Source organism: Nocardia sp. NPDC004168, from assembly GCF_040610355.1.
GTDB classification, from domain to species: Bacteria; Actinomycetota; Actinomycetes; order Mycobacteriales; family Mycobacteriaceae; genus Nocardia; species Nocardia sichangensis.
In genome coordinates, this window is the sequence record NZ_JBEXME010000002.1 from 550,401 (window position 1) to 565,188 (window position 14,788).

Genomic DNA, 14,788 nt, shown 5'->3' on the forward strand with positions numbered 1-14,788 from the left:
CGCCGGTCAGGAGAAGACGACCGTCCGGCGGCCGTGCACCAGGACGCGGCCCTCCAGATGCCAGCGCAGCCCGCGCGCCAGAACCACCCGCTCGATGTCGCGACCTTGGCGGACCATGTCGCGCACTTCGTCCGCGTGGTCGATGCGGATGACGTCCTGCTCGATGATCGGGCCCGCGTCCAGTTCCGGGGTCACGTAGTGGCAGGTTGCTCCGATCAGCTTCACGCCACGGGCGAAAGCCTGGTGGTACGGGCGAGCGCCGACGAACGAGGGCAGGAAGCTGTGATGGATGTTGATCGCCTTGCCCGCCCAGTGTTCGCACAACTCGGCCGGCAGCACCTGCATGAACCGCGCCAGCACCACCGCGTGCGGATCGTGCGCGTCCACCAGGGCGCGGACCTCTTCGAACGCGGGACCGCGCTCGGCCGGGTCCTTCGGGAACGGCACGTGATGGAACTTCACCCCGTGCGCCTCGGTCATCGCCGCCAGATCCGGATGGTTGCCGATCACCGCCTCGATGGTGGCGGGCAGTTCACCGCTGGCGGCGCGTCCGAGCAAATCGTGCAGACAATGGCCGTCCTTGCTGACCAGCAGGACCGCGCGACGGCGCGCGCCGGAGTCCAGCAGTTGCCATTCGCTCTCCGGCCCCAGTTCCGCCGCCACCCCGGCGAACCGGTCACGCAGCTCCGCGATGCCGAACGGCACCGTCGCGGCCCTGATCGCCTGACGCGTGAAGAACCAGCCGGTATCCGCGTCGGAGTGATACCCCGCCTCCACGATCGAGCCGCCGAACTCGGCGATGAACGACGTGATCCGGGCGATGATGCCCGGCCGATCCGGGCAGCCGAGAGTCAGCACGTAGCGGCGTTCGTCCGAGACGGGTGGAGCGGAACTCATGGGGTTCATCCTCCCAGGTGCACCGCCGGGCATTTGCCGCGCCTTCGCCGAGCGCTCGACAAGGTGTCCCCAAGTGCGATCGCCGACTGCCGACGGCTATATCGCCGCGACGGCCGGCGCCGCTCGGATGGCCGTCGCCACTCGCGATACCGCGCCGTTCCGAGCAGCCGGGGTGTCTGTCATCGACCCGTGGGACTAGCGCCGGGACCGTTCGCCCGCAGGGTGAGCCGGAAGCTGAGCATCAGGTCGGCTGCGGCGCAGGCCGTCTGTGCAGTATGCGTCCGAGTCGAGCGGTGGTGCTCAGAGGTTGTAAAACGGTTCGGCGTAGTGGAATTCGCCGGCGATCTGGGAGTCGTAGGCCGAGAGGGAGCGGACCTGGAAGTGGCTGATCCACGACGGGTCGTCGGGGGTGATGCCGAGGCGGGCGGCGGGGACGAAACCGAAGCGCGGGTAGAACTCCAGGCTGCCGAGCAGGCCGATCAGTGGTTCGTCGAGGGCGTCCGCGGCGCCGAGCGCCGCGTGCATGAGGGCGGAGCCGACTCCGGCGCCCTGATGGTCGGCGAGAACGCCGATCGGGCCGAGCGCCAGCACGGGGAACGGGCCTACGGCGGCTCTGGTCAAGCACAGGTGGCCGACCACGCTGTCGTGCTCGATCGCCACCAGCGAGAGCGTCGGGATCCAACCCTCGTCACTGCGCAGCTGGGCGACCAGGTCGACCTCGGGCGGGTCGGCGCCGGGGCGGCCACCGGACGCGGCGGCGGGGGCATAGCGCGGTGCGAATGCGCTGCGATGCACCGCCGCGATGGCAGTGGCGTCGTCGACGCGTTCGCGACGGATCAGCACGGTCGTCTCCTCCCGAACGAAGTAGGGCCCATCCGCACACGTTAGTCAGCGACCGTGGCGTCACGTTGTCCGATGCGCCATCAGCTACGAGTGTGCGCGAACTGCCGCCAGGCGCGCAACGGAATTCGATTCCGGTGTGCCAGACTCTCACCCCATGGCAAGTTCCACGTCGCTGACCAGGGCCGAAGTGGCCGCCATGATCGATCACACGCTGCTCGCCCCGGAGGCGACGCCCGCGCAGGTCGGCGCGTTGATCGAAGACGCACGGACGCTTGGCGTCCTGGCGATCTGTGTGTCGCCGTCCATGTTGCCGGTGCGCGCGCCCGGACTGGTGGTCGCGACGGTCGCCGGATTCCCTTCGGGGAAGCATCATTCGCTGGTCAAAGGCGCCGAGGCGCGGCTCGCGGTGGATCAGGGCGCCGCCGAGGTGGACATGGTCATCGATGTCGGCGCGGCTCGCGCGGGTGATTACACGGCGGTGCTGTCCGACATCGTCACGGTCCGCGAGGCGATCGGGGATCGGGCGCTGTTGAAAGTGATCATCGAGTCCGCCGCGCTGCCGGACGAAGCGATCGTGCAGGTGTGCCGGGTCGCCGAACGCGCGGGCGCCGATTTCGTGAAGACCTCCACGGGATTTCACCCCGCGGGCGGCGCGAGCGCGCACGCGGTGCGGTTGATGGCCGAGACGGTCGGCGACAGGCTCGGCGTCAAGGCCAGTGGCGGCATCCGGACCGCCGAGGCGGCCGCGGAGCTGATCGCGGCGGGCGCGACCCGGCTCGGGCTGTCGAAATCGCGTGAAGTGCTCGATGGTTTCCCGAGCTGACCGTCAAAGCGCAAGGCCCGGAGGCCGTGCGGCGGTGCGCGTTCAGCAGCGCGTGTCGGAGCCGTTGCCCGCCTGCTCGAGCTGGGTACGCCCGCCGGAGAGGTGGACGTCGACGCCGGAGTCGGTGACCTTCAGGTCGGTCGCCGCCATGCCGAGCGGGTAGCTCTGCAGGCTCTTGGTGAACAGGTCGACGATGCTCTGCACCAGGTCGGAGGGCAGGCCGATGCCGAGCAACTCCGCCGACATCGTCTCCACCTTGACCATGCCGTTCACGATCTGCGGCTTCAACTGGAGTTCGGCGAAGCCGCCGAGCACCGACAGGGTGAGCATGCCGGTACTCGCCGAGGAACTCACCCCGCTGACCATGCCGCCGAGGGTCTCTTTGATCCCCTCGTTGCTCCAGGTGACGTCGGCCGAGGAACTGCCGATCTCGCTGCCGTTCTGGTCGGCGACGTCGACGTCGCGGAAGACGGCGTGCACCACCATCCCGACGGCGGGACCGAACTTGGTGTCGGCACTGTTCACCTTGACCGTCGGCACCTTGCCGTCGATCCAGGTGAGCAGCATCGGCTTGGGCCCGAAGCTCACATCGATCTTCGACCCCATCTCCTTCTCGAACTGCGAGCTGATGCAGTTCGACACCGTGTGCCTGGCGTAGGCCTCGCCGCCGACCAAGACCGTGGCGAGCAGAATCGCTACCACGGTCAGGGCGATCAGCAGGGTCCGCCGGTTGATCGTCGAGGGCGAGGTTGCGTTCGTACTCATGGCCAAAATTCTTCCCGACCTTTCTGTGCCGTCTCTGAGGAGGTCGTGAGGGGTTCGAATGTGACATGAAGCACAAAAATCGAGCGTAGCCTGATGCCCATGGCCGGCGATGAGGCAAGCCGCGCGATCGGATCCGCGGAACAAGGATGGCGTGTTCTGCGCCGCTGGGCCGGTCGGCACGCCGGTTTCTTCACGACTCGCCAGGTGCTGCGCACCGGGTGCGGAGCGCGGGTGCGAGCAGCCCTTGGTGATGGTTCGGTGACGAGGGCCGGAGTCGGCATGCTCCGGTTGGCCGGGTGGCCGGACGGCCCGCTCGACGAGTACGCGATGTGGGCGGCCTGGTTCGACGGCGCCGCGGTCGTCTCCCATCAGAGTGCGGCGGAGTTGCACGGGCTCGGCAGCCTGTGCCCGCGGTTCCTGCACCTGTCGGCGCGCGCGGGACGTCCGCCGGTGACGCCGCGGCTGGTGGTCGTGCGCCGAACGCTGGCAGGCGCCGACGTGGAATCGGCGGGTGCGTTCCTGGTGACGACGCCGGTCCGCACGGTGCTCGACCTGGCCGAGGCCGATATCGGGCAGTCCGCCTTGAACGAGGTGGTGGCCGACGCGGTCGCGATCCACCGGTGCGCGGGCGAGGAGATCACCGACGCGGGTGCGCGCTTGTCGCCGCGCGCCGCGCGACGGGTATATCAGGCGCTTGCCGTAGCGTGACGAAACCGCGCTAGCTCGTACCGAGCGGCGCGACCGCCGACCACGGCACCGAGAGCACGCTGTCGCGCAGGCGGCGGCGGTAGTGGCGGATCGGGAAGCCTTCCGCGTGCAGCGCCCGCGCCGCCGCGCGCCAGCGGATCCGGGGGCCATATGGTGCCATCGGCGCGGCGTGGGCCCACGCGCGATCGGCGGCGGTCAGCAGCGCGTGAATCGGTTCACCGGGAACGTTGCGGTGGATCAACGCCTTCGGCAAGCGTTCGGCGAGGTCGGAGGGACGCTCGACGGTGAAAGGATCCCAGGCCAGCGTGAGCGAGCGCGGCCCGTCCCGGTCGAGCAGGATCCATGCGCAGCGTCTGCCCAATTCGTCGCAGGTGCCGTCGACCAGCACCCCGTCCGGCGCCAGCCCGGCCAGCACCGTCGACCATGCCTCGCCGACCGCCGCTTCCGGGTACTGCCGCAGGACGTTGAAGGCGCGCACCAGAACCGGCCGCAGCCCGGCCAATTCGAATCCGCCCCGTGCGAAGGTGACGCCGTCGCGGCCGGGCACCACGCGCTGCGGGTCGATCTCCAATCCGACCACTCGCACGTCGGCGCGGATCGTGCGCAGCCGAGCGGCCAGCTCGAACGTGGTCCACGGGCTCGCGCCGTACCCGAGATCGACGACCAGCGGATCGGGCGCACCGCGCAACCGGTCGGCGACGAATTCGTCGTTGATCAGCCAGCGGTCGCTGCGGCGGAGACGATTGACGGCGGTGGTGCCACGAGTGATATTGCCGACCGGCTTGGTCAGCGAGTGGGGTGTTGTTCTTCCAGCCACTGAACCGTGAACTCGGCCTCGCCGCGGAACAGGTCGACCAGGTTCACCAGCATCAGCTGTTCCAGGCGCGGACCCACCATGGGGATGAAAACTTTCGCCTCCGACGAGAAGCGCATGGTGCAGCCGGTGTCGGTGGGGAACAGGCGGATGGTGCCGCCGAGGCTGCCGGGGCCTGCGGGAATGGACGCCGAGTACTTGCCGGTGGTCTCCTCCGCGGCGTACGGGCTGTAGAACTCCTTGCGAGTGATCACCATGTCCTTGCGCATCACCGTCTGCGCGATTTCCGGCAGCATGTCGCGGGGGAGGACGTGGTGCAGCTCGACCGTGATCCCGTCGTCGCCCGCCTCCAGCCGGACCACCTCGTTGCCGGGGGTGTACTTCCGCATCTCGCCCATCCGCGCGTCCCAGTAATCGCGGTTCGACAGCGCCGCGTACAGCTCTTTTGTGGTGTGCAGCGGATAGCGGGCGGAGTAGTCCAATCGGCGTGCCATGGGCTCACACGTTACTGGGTCCGGCGGCGCCGACCTCGATGGGCGGGTGGAGTGCGGAACTGACACGAAGGCCGGGACCGCGCGATGTGACGTCGAACAGTGACCGTGCTCTCGAGGCCGGTCAGTGCGCCGTGAGCCACTTGCCGGTGAACTCCGCCTCGTTCTTCAGCAGCTCGGTGAGGTGCTCGGCGATCGCCTTCTCGATCTTGCTGCCGAACAGCGGAATCTTCACCTCGATGGTGCCGTCGACCGTGGTGACGGCGTCGGAGCCGTCGGCGGCCAAGGCGATGGCGCCGCGGACCTCGGCGGGCGCGCCCTCGACGCGGGCCTCGAAGGTGGCCTGGTCCCCGGTCCAGTGCTCGACGCGCGGGATGATCAGATCGCCGGGCCGCACCGCGGTGATCGCGGCGGGGAGCTGTTCGGCGGGGATGGCCTGCACCATCTCGACGCGCACCTCGTCACCGCTGATGGTGACCGACTCCAGCCGGGCATTGGGGCCGCCGACCTCCGCGATGCGATCCTTCCAGTACTGGTCGTTCGCGAACGCCGCGCGCACCGCGGCGGTCGGATGGGTGTAGCGGGCCGTGTACGCCAGCGGTGTAGCCATGGGTCCACACGCTACCGTGTGGCGCTCGAGTCACACGAGTCATGCTGTCGGATCTGCTAGCGGGCGGAGAATGCCAGCGTGTAGCTGTCAGCGCACCCGCTGCTGTTCGGCATTCGAGCTACCCGAGCGGTGCTATCCGATCCGCTCGCGGGCTGATACACCAGCGTGTAGCTGTCGGCGCGCACGCTACCGTTTAGCATCGTGCGAACTTCACGAGTGGTGCCGTCGGATCTCCTCGCCGATACCGGCGCGCGGCTATGCGCCGACGTGCGGTTGGCGGAGCTGACCACGCTGCGAGTGGGTGGACCCGCCCTGGTCGCCGAATGCGCGACGACCGAAGCGTTGGTCGCGACGGTCCGTGCGCTGGACGCGGCGGGTGTCCCGGTGCTGCTGCTCGCGGGTGGCTCGAATCTGCTGATCGGCGACGACGGCTTCGACGGCGTCGTTGTGCGGATCGCCACCGGCGGCGTCGAGATCGGCGACGGCGGCGTGGTCGCCGAGGCGGGCGCGGACTGGGACGCCGTGGTGCGGGCGACGGTCGAGGCGGGTCTCGGAGGATTGGAGTGTCTGTCCGGCATTCCCGGTTCGGCGGGTGCGACGCCCGTGCAGAACGTCGGCGCCTACGGCGCGGAGGTGGCGAATCTGCTGCGCCGGGTGCGCCTGCTGGATCGCGCCAGCGGTGAGATCCGGTGGGTGGAGCCCGCGGAACTCGGTTTCGGTTACCGCACCAGCGTGCTCAAGCACCGTGACGACGCCGTCGTGCTCGCGGTCGATTTCGCGCTGCGCGCAGACGGTTCCAGCGTGCCGCTGCGTTACGGCGAGCTGGCCTCGGCGCTGGACGCCGCGGACGGCGAGTCCCGCCCCGCGGCCGAGGTGCGGGAAGCGGTGCTGCGGTTGCGTGCGGGCAAGGGCATGGTTCTCGATCCGGCCGACCACGACACCTGGAGCGCGGGTTCGTTTTTCACCAATCCGGTGGTCGCGCCGGAGCGGGTGGCCCAGGTGCGCGCCGCGATCGCCGCTCATCTGGGCGACGTCGCGGTCCCGACCTATCCGGCGCCGGACGGAGTCAAGTTCTCCGCGGGCTGGCTAATCGAGCGGGCCGGTTTCGCCAAGGGCTTCCCCGGCGACGGTGCGCCCGCCCGGCTGTCGACGAAACACACACTGGCGCTGACCAATCGCGGCGGCGCCAGTGCGGCCGATGTGGTGGCGCTGGCCAGGACGGTCCGCGACGGCGTGGCCGAGCGTTTCGGGATCCGGCTGGAACCCGAACCGGTCACGGTGGGTCTCACCCTCTGACCCGTTGAGGCCGACACCACACGCTGCGTCGACGGGTCGGCGCGCGCGCCGCGCGTAGATTCGACGAAGTGAACCACCGCACGATGATCCGCCGATCGGTTGCCGTGGTGTCGGCCCTCCTGCTCGTGGTCGTCGCTCTGGTGGCCGGTTGCACGATAGACCGCGGCTCCGGAAAGCCGCGTGCCGCTGCCGGTCCGATCGCCAAAGCGACGTTGACCCCCGCCGCCGACGCCACGAACGTCAACCCGACAACGCCGGTCTCGGTGACGATCAGCGACGGCACGATCGATCAGGTCGCGCTGACCAACGTCGCGGGCAAGCAGGTCCGCGGCGAACTCGCGCCGGACCGGCGCGCTTACACCATCACCGAGCCGCTCGGCTACGACGCCACCTACGCCTGGTCCGGCACCGCCGTCGGCGCCGACGGCAAGCCGATCCCGATCGACGGCTCGTTCCACACCCTGAAGCCCAAGAGCACCGTCCCCGCGACCCTGAACATCGGCGACAACCAGGAGGTCGGCATCGCGGCGCCGATCATCCTGCAGTTCAAGTCCTCCGTCACGAACAAGGCGGCGGTGGAGAAGGCGCTCACGATCACCACCGACCCGCCCACCGAGGGCGCGTGGGCCTGGTTCCCGGACGACGGCGGCTCCCGCCTGCACTGGCGTCCGAAAAACTACTGGACACCGGGGACCGCCGTGCACGTCTCGGCCCGGCTCTACGGCCTCGACCTCGGTGGCGGCAACTACGGCGATTCCGATCTGACCACCGATTTCCGCATCGGCCGCAGCCAGATCGTCAAGGCGAGCGCCCCGAGTCACCGCATGCAGGTCGTCCGCGACGGACGGACGGTCTTCGATTTCGCCGTCAGTTACGGCGAGGGCAACGAGGCGCGCAACGTGACTCGTTCCGGTGTCCACGTGGTCACCGAGAAGTACGAAGACTTCATGATGTCGAACCCGCCGTTCTACACCAATGTTCGCGAACGCTGGGCGGTACGCATTTCCAACAACGGCGAATTCATCCACGCCAACCCGGAATCGCTGTCGGCGCAAGGGTCGGCGAACGTCACCAACGGCTGCATCAATCTGTCGCCCGGTGATGCCCAGGCTTATTTCCCCACGTCCCTGTACGGCGATCCGGTCGAGGTGACCGGAACCTCGATCCCGCTCTCGGCCGCCGACGGCGACCTCTACGACTGGACCATCGACTGGGACACCTGGAAAACCATGTCGGCGTTGCGGGGCGCGCCGTCCGCCGTGGTCTCCGCCACACCCCTGCCCCCGCAGCCCGCGGGGGCGCGCTGACCGGGTCTAGCGCACCTTCACGTTCTGTTCTTCGGTCGCGTCGTCGGCGTGTTCCTCTTCGACCTCTCGGTCGGCCTGGCGTTGGGCGCGGACCGCCTCGTGCCGCTCGGCGAGCAGGTCGCGAATCTCGGTCAGCAGTTCGATCTGGGTGGGCTCGGCCGCCTTCGGCGTGCCGAAGCGATTCTTGATCGTCTTCATGGGCAGGATCAGCACGAAGTACAGCACCGCGGCGACCATGAAGAAATCGATGGCGGCCGTGATGATCGGGCCGACGGCGATGAAGGTGGCGGGCTTGGAGGGGATCAGCTGCACGCCGAGGCCCAGCTGGTTGGTGCTGCCGAACACCGCGAGTAGCGGATTGACGACACCTTTCGTCACCGAGGTCACCACGGAGGTGAACGCGGTGCCCATGACGACGGCGACCGCGAGATCGATGACGTTCCCGCGCATCAGGAACTCTTTGAAGCCCTTGAACATGAGCCGAATCACTCCCATCCGATGTCCTTACGCGTGCGGCTTCTCGGATGTTAACGGCTACGGGCGAACAGCGAAGGCCCAGCGATTCGCGGCCGGGCCAGCGCTGCCGAACGAGTAATGCGCTTCAGCTATGAAGTGCGGCGGGCGAACCGACCCGCGTCGGCCTGGTCGCGCGGCTTGATGATGATCTGGTCCAGATCGACGTGCGCCGGTCGCGACGCGACGAACCCGATGACCTCCGCGATGTCCTGGGCGACCAGCGGATCGATGCCCTCGTACACCTTGGCCGCGCGTTCGGCGTCGCCGCCGAAACGCACCAGCGAGAACTCGGTCTCCACCGCGCCGGGCGCGATCTCGGTGAGGCGCACCGGCTGCCCGAGCAGCTCTCCGCGCAGCGTGCGGTGCAGCACGGCCTGCGCGTGCTTGGCGGAGGTGTACCCGGCGCCGTTGTCGTAGGCGGTGAACGCGGCCACCGACGTGACGGTGACGATCAGCCCGTCACCGGAGGCGATCAGCTTCGGCAGCAGCGCCTTGGTGACGCGCAGTGTGCCGAGCACGTTGGTCTCCCACATCCAGCGCCAGTCGTCCAGGTCGGCCTCGGCCACCGGAGCCAGGCCCTTCGCGCCGCCCGCGTTGTTGACCAGCACGTCGACGCGCTCGACCGCTTCGGTGAACGCCCGCACCGACTCGTCCGAGGTGACGTCGAGTTCCAGTGCGGTGCCGCCGATCTCGTCGGCGAGGCGGCCAAGGCGATCGAGCCTGCGCGCACCGACGTAGACGTGATAGCCCTGCTCGGCCAGCTCACGGGCGGTGGCCTCCCCGATCCCCGAGCTGGCTCCGGTCACGACGGCGGTGCGAGTGCTCATGCGAACAGATCCTAGGTGCGCGAGGTTTGCCGGGTCCTGGCGGTCCCGCGAGCACGGTTAGCCTCGGTGCATGGCTATTCGGGACGTGGTGAGCGCGGACGGAACCAACATCGTCTACCGGGTGAGCGGCCCGGCGCACGGCAGGCCGCTGGTGCTGCTGCACGGCTGGTCGGCGAATCTGCGCTGCTGGGGTGGAGCCGCCGACGACCTCGCCGCGCACATGCGGGTGGTCGCCGTCGACCTGCGTGGCCACGGTTACTCCGACGCGCCCGCGGCGGGCTACGACGATCCGAAGAACTGGGCGGCCGACGTCGCGGCGGTGCTGGCGGCCGAGGGCATCGCGTCCGGGGCGGTGCTGCTCGGCTGGTCCTACGGCGGGATCGTGCTGACCGACTACTTGACCGCCTATGGCACCGGCGCCGTGGCGGGCGTCGTCTACACCGGCTCGATGGCGAATATCGGCCCCGGTGTGCCCGGCGCGGCGACCGGCAGCATGATGCGGGAGGCGATTCCGGGCGTCTTCGAGGAGAGCGCGGGGCGGGCGGTGCGCGCCTTCGGTGTGTTCGGCAATGCGAACACCGGACCGGGCGCGGACAAGGGGCCGGACGCGCAGCGCTTGTTCGGGGCCAGTCTCGCCACCCCGCCCGCGGTGCGCAAAGCGCTGTTCTACCGGACCGTCGACAACACCGAGACCCTGCGCACACTGGACGTTCCGGTGCTCGTCCTGCACGGGACCGCCGACCGGGTCGTTCCCGTCGACAACGGCCGCTACATCGCCGAGGCCGTGCCGGACGCGCGTGTGTCGTTCTGGGAGGACGCCCAGCACGGCCTGTTCATCGAGGACCGTTCCCGGTTCGTCGCCGAGGTGCGCGCGTTTATCGAGAGTCTGTGATCGGATTCATGTCTGCTCTGTGATAGCTCTCACTTGCCGCGGATAGCGTGTCTGGGCCGGGGAACGCAACGTGCACTATGGATAGTGTGAGTCAGCGCCTGGACCTACGGCCGAACCGTATCGCCGTGTTATCGGTGCACACCTCACCACTCGCTCAGCCGGGCACCGGCGACGCGGGCGGCATGAACGTCTACGTCCTGCAAACGGCCGTCGAGCTGGCCCGGCGCGGCACCGAGGTGGAGATCTTCACCCGGGCCACCGCGTCGAACGTCCCGCCGGTCCAGGAGGCCGCGCCCGGCGTGCTGGTGCGCACCGTGGTGGCAGGCCCGTTCGAGGGGCTGGACAAGCACGATCTGCCCACCCAGCTGTGCCCCTTCACCGCGGAGGTGCTGCGTCAGGAGGCCAGGCACCTGCCCGGCCACTACGACCTGGTGCACTCGCACTACTGGTTGTCCGGCCAGGTCGGCTGGCTGACCAGGGACCGGTGGCGGGTGCCGCTGGTGCACACCGCGCACACCCTGGCGGCGGTGAAGAACGCCGCGCTGGCCGAGGGCGACTGTCCCGAACCGGCGACCCGCGAGATCGGCGAGAAGCAGGTGATCGCCGAATCCGACCGCCTGGTCGCCAACACCGCTGAGGAAGCCCGCCAGCTGGTGGAACTCTATGGCGCCGACCCCGAGCGCATCGATGTCGTCCCGCCGGGTGCCGACTTGACCTGCTACCGCCCCGGTGACAAGGCCGCCGCCCGCGCCGCGCTCGGGCTGGCCGCCGACGAGCGGATCGTCGCGTTCGTCGGCCGGATCCAGCCGCTGAAGGCGCCCGATGTGCTGGTGCGCGCCGCGGCCGAGGTCTTGCGCGCCGACCCGGAGCGCAAACTGCGCGTGCTGATAGTGGGCGGCCCGTCCGGCAGCGGGCTGGAGCGGCCGGACGCGCTGATCGATCTGGCCGCCGAACTCGGCATCGCCGAGCGGGTCAGTTTCCTGCCCCCGCAGCCGCCGCAACGGCTGGTGCTGGTCTACCGCGCCGCCGATCTGGTCGCGGTGCCGAGCTACAACGAGTCCTTCGGCCTGGTCGCGATCGAGGCGCAGGCCAGTGGCACCCCGGTGCTCGCCGCCGACGTGGGCGGTCTCGGCACGGCCGTACGGCACGAGGTGTCCGGCCTGCTCGTCCCCGGCCACCGCACCGTGGACTGGGCGAACGCGCTGCGCCACCTGCTGGACGACCCGGACCGGCTGCACCGGATGGGCGAGCAGGCCGTCGCGCACGCGGCCAACTTCTCTTGGGCGCACACCGCCGACGGGCTGCTCGCCAGCTACGCCGCGGCCATGGCCGGTTTCCGGGACGAGCGGGCGGCTTTCGGCGGACGCGGCCTGGCGCACAGCGCTGTGCGGGAGGATGCCTACGACCGGGTGTCCGACGACCACACCGGTCTCGCCGCGGAGCGGACGGCCGCCCTGCTCGGCGAGAACAGTCAGGCGAGATCGCGGGCGCTGTGGCGGCGCCGGATGGGAGTGCGCCGGTGAACGAGGTACAGACGACCGCGCGGCTCATCGATGAGACGCTGCGGGACAGGGAGATCGAATACACCCGGCCGGGGGAGGAGACCTTCGTCGTCGTCCTGCCCGGTGAGCGCAAACTGAAGACCACGGTGATGGTCACGGTGGGCAAGCACGGGGTCCGCTTCGAAGCGTTCGTCTGCCGCAAGCCCGACGAGAACTTCGAAGGCGTGTACAAGTTCCTGCTGCGCCGCAACCGCAGGCTCTACGCCGTCGCGTACACCCTCGACCGGGTCGGCGACATCTATCTGGTGGGCCGGATGTCCGCGCACGCCGTCACCGCCGACGAACTGGACCGGGTGTTCGGCCAGATTCTCGAGGCCGTCGACGCCGACTTCAACGTGCTGCTGGAACTCGGATTCGCCGAATCCATTCGGCGGGAATGGAAGTGGCGCGTCTCGCGCGGCGAGTCGCTGCAGAACCTGCGCGCCTTCGAGCATCTGGTCGATTCCGCCGACAAGCCGTAGCCGGTCGTCGCGCCGTCCGGCTCCCGGGTGACAATCGCAGGTGGCTCGGATCGGCGAAGGGACGGCATTGGCGATTCTCGCTCTGGACATCGGCGCGACGAAGTTCGCGGCCGGGGTGGTCGGCCCCGGTGCCGAGGTGCGCGACGTGCGCCGGGTGGACGTGCCGGACGCGGGTGTGTGGGACGTCTGTCGCGAACTGCTGCGCACGGTCGCGGGGCCGGAACGCGTCAGCGCCGTAGGTATCGGTGCGGCCGGGCCGGTAGATGTGCGCACCGGCGTCACGGGTCCGTTGAACATCCCGGAGTGGAAGACGGGATTCCCGATCGTCGCCGCCGTGCGGGAACTCTTTCCCGCCGCCACGATTCGTTTCGCCATCGACGGCGCTTGTCTCGCGCTGGCCGAACATCGCCTCGGCGCGCTGCGCGGGGTGCCCGACGCGCTGGCCATGACGGTGTCGTCGGGCATCGGCGGCGGGATCGTCGCGGGCGGCAAGGTGCTGCTCGGGCGCACCGGCAACGCCGGGCACGTGGGTCACATCGTCGTGCCCGGGTGGGACACGCCCTGCGGCTGCGGCGGCCGCGGCTGCGTCGAGGCGGTCGCGAGTGGCATGTCGTCGGTGCGCTGGGCGCGCGAGCAGGGTTGGCCCGGCGCCACGGGGGTGCGGCTGGCCGCGGACGCGCACGCGGGCGACGAGATCGCCGTCGCCGCGCTGCACCGGGCGGGCACCGCGCTCGGCGCGGCGGTCGCCTCGGCCGCCGCCCTGCTCGACGTCGACCGGGTGGTGATCGGCGGCGGGTTCGCGCAATCCGGTGCGCCGCTGTGGGATCCGTTGCGGGCCGCGGTGGACGCGCACGCCGGGCTGAAATTCCTGCGCGGACTGCGCGTGGAACTCTCCGAGATCACCCACGGGGCCACCCTGGCGGGCGCGGGCGTGCTCGCCGCGGAGCACACCGCCGACGAACCGGTCTGACATCGCGCTTTCGCGCCAGGACCGGGGCGGCGGAGGCGGGAACCGATGCGACCCGGCGCAGCGCGCATGGGAGGATGGCCGCATGACGTACACCCTCGTGCTGCTGCGCCACGGCGAAAGCGAATGGAACGCCCTGAACCTGTTCACCGGCTGGGTGGACGTGCACCTGACCGACAAGGGCATCGCCGAGGGCAAGCGTGCCGGGGAACTGCTGGCCGAGCACGGCATCCTGCCGGACGTCGTCTACACCTCGCTGCTGCGTCGCGCGATCTCCACCGCGAACATCGCGCTGGACGCCGCCGACCGGCACTGGATCCCCGTGATCCGGGACTGGCGGCTCAACGAGCGCCACTACGGTGAGCTGCAAGGCAAGAACAAGGCGCAGGTCAGGGAGAAGTACGGCGACGAGCAGTTCATGCTGTGGCGCCGCAGCTACGACACCCCGCCGCCGCCGATCGACCCGGCCAACGAGTACAGCCAAGAGGGCGACGCGCGCTACGCGGGCATCGATGTCCCGAAGACCGAATGCCTGCTCGACGTGGTCAACCGGATGGTGCCGTACTGGGAGTCGACCATCTCCAAGGACCTGCTGTCCGGCAAGACCGTGCTGGTCGCCGCGCACGGCAACTCGCTGCGCGCGCTGGTCAAGCACCTCGACCAGATCTCCGACGAGGACATCGCGGGCCTGAACATCCCCACCGGCATCCCGCTGCGGTACGAGCTGGACGAGAACCTGCGCCCGGTGCGCCCGCACGAGTACCTCGACCCGGAGGCGGCCGCCGCGGGCGCCGCCGCCGTCGCCGGTCAGGGCGGCAAGTAACCCGCATACCGAGCACTCTCGACGCGCTGTCACCCGCCCGGGTGGCAGCGCGTCGTCGTTTCGATGAGGTGTTGCCGTGCGACACGCCGGAGGGATGCCGGTCGATCCGCGGCGCTATGTCGGCGATTTAAGTTACCCACTATTTCTACCGGCAAGTAAGTAGGTACACTCTGGTCGTTCGACCAG

Annotated in this window: 16 protein-coding genes and 1 pseudogene; 9 read left to right on the forward strand and 8 right to left on the reverse strand. The window is 69.5% G+C overall.

Annotated features, from left to right (window positions below):
• Window positions 1-6 precede the first annotated feature (6 nt).
• Together purU and ABZW96_RS06385 are read right to left on the reverse strand one after the other, a co-directional pair.
• Window positions 7-897: a formyltetrahydrofolate deformylase gene (purU, locus tag ABZW96_RS06380; RefSeq protein ID WP_355071886.1), complete on the reverse strand. Its 891-nt coding sequence runs from the start codon at window positions 895-897 to the stop codon at window positions 7-9.
• Window positions 898-1,197: 300 nt separating this feature from the next.
• Window positions 1,198-1,740, reverse strand: coding sequence for an N-acetyltransferase (locus ABZW96_RS06385; protein ID WP_355071887.1), 543 nt, complete (start codon window positions 1,738-1,740; stop codon window positions 1,198-1,200).
• A 154-nt stretch (window positions 1,741-1,894) separates the two neighbouring features.
• On the opposite strand from ABZW96_RS06385, the gene deoC reads away from it, so the two are divergent.
• On the forward strand, window positions 1,895-2,563 hold the full coding sequence (gene deoC, locus ABZW96_RS06390) for a deoxyribose-phosphate aldolase (RefSeq protein WP_355071888.1): 669 nt from the start codon (window positions 1,895-1,897) through the stop codon (window positions 2,561-2,563).
• A 42-nt stretch (window positions 2,564-2,605) separates the two neighbouring features.
• Here deoC and ABZW96_RS06395 read toward each other — a convergent pair whose 3' ends face one another.
• Window positions 2,606-3,328 carry a DUF2993 domain-containing protein gene (locus tag ABZW96_RS06395; protein ID WP_355071890.1) on the reverse strand — a complete coding sequence of 241 codons (723 nt, stop codon included), beginning with the start codon at window positions 3,326-3,328 and terminating at the stop codon, window positions 2,606-2,608.
• Between the two features lie 99 nt (window positions 3,329-3,427).
• Here ABZW96_RS06395 and ABZW96_RS06400 point away from each other — a divergent pair, with 99 nt between their 5' ends.
• On the forward strand, window positions 3,428-4,036 hold the full coding sequence (locus tag ABZW96_RS06400; RefSeq protein ID WP_355071891.1) for a hypothetical protein: 609 nt from the start codon (window positions 3,428-3,430) through the stop codon (window positions 4,034-4,036).
• 10 nt (window positions 4,037-4,046) lie between these two features.
• Here ABZW96_RS06400 and ABZW96_RS06405 read toward each other — a convergent pair whose 3' ends face one another.
• The 3 genes from ABZW96_RS06405 to ABZW96_RS06415 form a co-directional block, all read right to left on the reverse strand.
• Window positions 4,047-4,853 carry a class I SAM-dependent methyltransferase gene (locus ABZW96_RS06405; protein WP_355071893.1) on the reverse strand — a complete coding sequence of 269 codons (807 nt, stop codon included), beginning with the start codon at window positions 4,851-4,853 and terminating at the stop codon, window positions 4,047-4,049.
• Complete coding sequence (locus ABZW96_RS06410; RefSeq protein ID WP_355071895.1) at window positions 4,823-5,344, reverse strand: DUF2505 domain-containing protein; 522 nt, start codon at window positions 5,342-5,344, stop codon at window positions 4,823-4,825. The genes ABZW96_RS06405 and ABZW96_RS06410 overlap by 31 nt, the downstream gene beginning before the upstream one ends.
• A 121-nt stretch (window positions 5,345-5,465) precedes the next feature.
• Complete coding sequence (locus ABZW96_RS06415) at window positions 5,466-5,951, reverse strand: DUF2505 domain-containing protein (protein ID WP_355071896.1); 486 nt, start codon at window positions 5,949-5,951, stop codon at window positions 5,466-5,468.
• A gap of 198 nt (window positions 5,952-6,149) precedes the next feature.
• Here ABZW96_RS06415 and ABZW96_RS06420 point away from each other — a divergent pair, with 198 nt between their 5' ends.
• Window positions 6,150-7,247 carry a UDP-N-acetylmuramate dehydrogenase gene (locus ABZW96_RS06420; RefSeq protein WP_355072130.1) on the forward strand — a complete coding sequence of 366 codons (1,098 nt, stop codon included), beginning with the start codon at window positions 6,150-6,152 and terminating at the stop codon, window positions 7,245-7,247.
• A gap of 83 nt (window positions 7,248-7,330) precedes the next feature.
• Window positions 7,331-8,554, forward strand: a complete 1,224-nt coding sequence (locus ABZW96_RS06425; RefSeq protein WP_355072132.1) for an Ig-like domain-containing protein — start codon at window positions 7,331-7,333, stop codon at window positions 8,552-8,554.
• 6 nt (window positions 8,555-8,560) lie between these two features.
• On the opposite strand, the gene mscL is transcribed toward ABZW96_RS06425, so the two are convergent.
• Complete coding sequence (gene mscL / locus ABZW96_RS06430) at window positions 8,561-9,049, reverse strand: large conductance mechanosensitive channel protein MscL (RefSeq protein ID WP_355071897.1); 489 nt, start codon at window positions 9,047-9,049, stop codon at window positions 8,561-8,563.
• Window positions 9,050-9,159: 110 nt separating this feature from the next.
• Window positions 9,160-9,897 carry an SDR family NAD(P)-dependent oxidoreductase gene (locus tag ABZW96_RS06435; RefSeq protein ID WP_355071899.1) on the reverse strand — a complete coding sequence of 246 codons (738 nt, stop codon included), beginning with the start codon at window positions 9,895-9,897 and terminating at the stop codon, window positions 9,160-9,162.
• A gap of 70 nt (window positions 9,898-9,967) precedes the next feature.
• On the opposite strand from ABZW96_RS06435, the gene ABZW96_RS06440 reads away from it, so the two are divergent.
• From ABZW96_RS06440 to ABZW96_RS06460, 5 genes and pseudogenes are all read left to right on the forward strand, one after another.
• The gene (locus tag ABZW96_RS06440; RefSeq protein ID WP_355071900.1) at window positions 9,968-10,789 is read left to right on the forward strand and encodes an alpha/beta hydrolase; all 822 of its coding nucleotides are present in this window, start codon (window positions 9,968-9,970) and stop codon (window positions 10,787-10,789) included.
• A gap of 77 nt (window positions 10,790-10,866) precedes the next feature.
• Window positions 10,867-12,105 (forward strand): annotated as a pseudogene (gene mshA, locus ABZW96_RS06445) (D-inositol-3-phosphate glycosyltransferase); the annotation flags it as partial.
• Between the two features lie 203 nt (window positions 12,106-12,308).
• Window positions 12,309-12,812 carry a YbjN domain-containing protein gene (locus ABZW96_RS06450; protein WP_355071902.1) on the forward strand — a complete coding sequence of 168 codons (504 nt, stop codon included), beginning with the start codon at window positions 12,309-12,311 and terminating at the stop codon, window positions 12,810-12,812.
• Between the two features lie 67 nt (window positions 12,813-12,879).
• Entirely contained in the window at window positions 12,880-13,782 is a 903-nt protein-coding gene (locus tag ABZW96_RS06455; RefSeq protein ID WP_355072134.1) for an ROK family protein, read from the forward strand.
• Window positions 13,783-13,864: 82 nt separating this feature from the next.
• Entirely contained in the window at window positions 13,865-14,602 is a 738-nt protein-coding gene (locus ABZW96_RS06460) for a phosphoglyceromutase (protein ID WP_355071904.1), read from the forward strand.
• The last annotated feature ends 186 nt before the right edge of the window (window positions 14,603-14,788 follow it).

Bases quoted from the DNA above. Each gene is read 5' to 3' on its own strand.
- purU (WP_355071886.1), bottom strand. From the start codon at position 897: ATGAGTTCCGCTCCACCCGTCTCGGACGAACGCCGCTACGTGCTGACT.
- deoC (WP_355071888.1), top strand. From the start codon at position 1,895: ATGGCAAGTTCCACGTCGCTGACCAGGGCCGAAGTGGCCGCCATGATC.
- ABZW96_RS06395 (WP_355071890.1), bottom strand. From the start codon at position 3,328: ATGAGTACGAACGCAACCTCGCCCTCGACGATCAACCGGCGGACCCTG.
- ABZW96_RS06400 (WP_355071891.1), top strand. From the start codon at position 3,428: ATGGCCGGCGATGAGGCAAGCCGCGCGATCGGATCCGCGGAACAAGGA.
- ABZW96_RS06410 (WP_355071895.1), bottom strand. From the start codon at position 5,344: ATGGCACGCCGATTGGACTACTCCGCCCGCTATCCGCTGCACACCACA.
- ABZW96_RS06415 (WP_355071896.1), bottom strand. From the start codon at position 5,951: ATGGCTACACCGCTGGCGTACACGGCCCGCTACACCCATCCGACCGCC.
- ABZW96_RS06425 (WP_355072132.1), top strand. From the start codon at position 7,331: ATGATCCGCCGATCGGTTGCCGTGGTGTCGGCCCTCCTGCTCGTGGTC.
- mscL (WP_355071897.1), bottom strand. From the start codon at position 9,049: ATGGGAGTGATTCGGCTCATGTTCAAGGGCTTCAAAGAGTTCCTGATG.
- ABZW96_RS06435 (WP_355071899.1), bottom strand. From the start codon at position 9,897: ATGAGCACTCGCACCGCCGTCGTGACCGGAGCCAGCTCGGGGATCGGG.
- ABZW96_RS06440 (WP_355071900.1), top strand. From the start codon at position 9,968: ATGGCTATTCGGGACGTGGTGAGCGCGGACGGAACCAACATCGTCTAC.
- ABZW96_RS06460 (WP_355071904.1), top strand. From the start codon at position 13,865: ATGACGTACACCCTCGTGCTGCTGCGCCACGGCGAAAGCGAATGGAAC.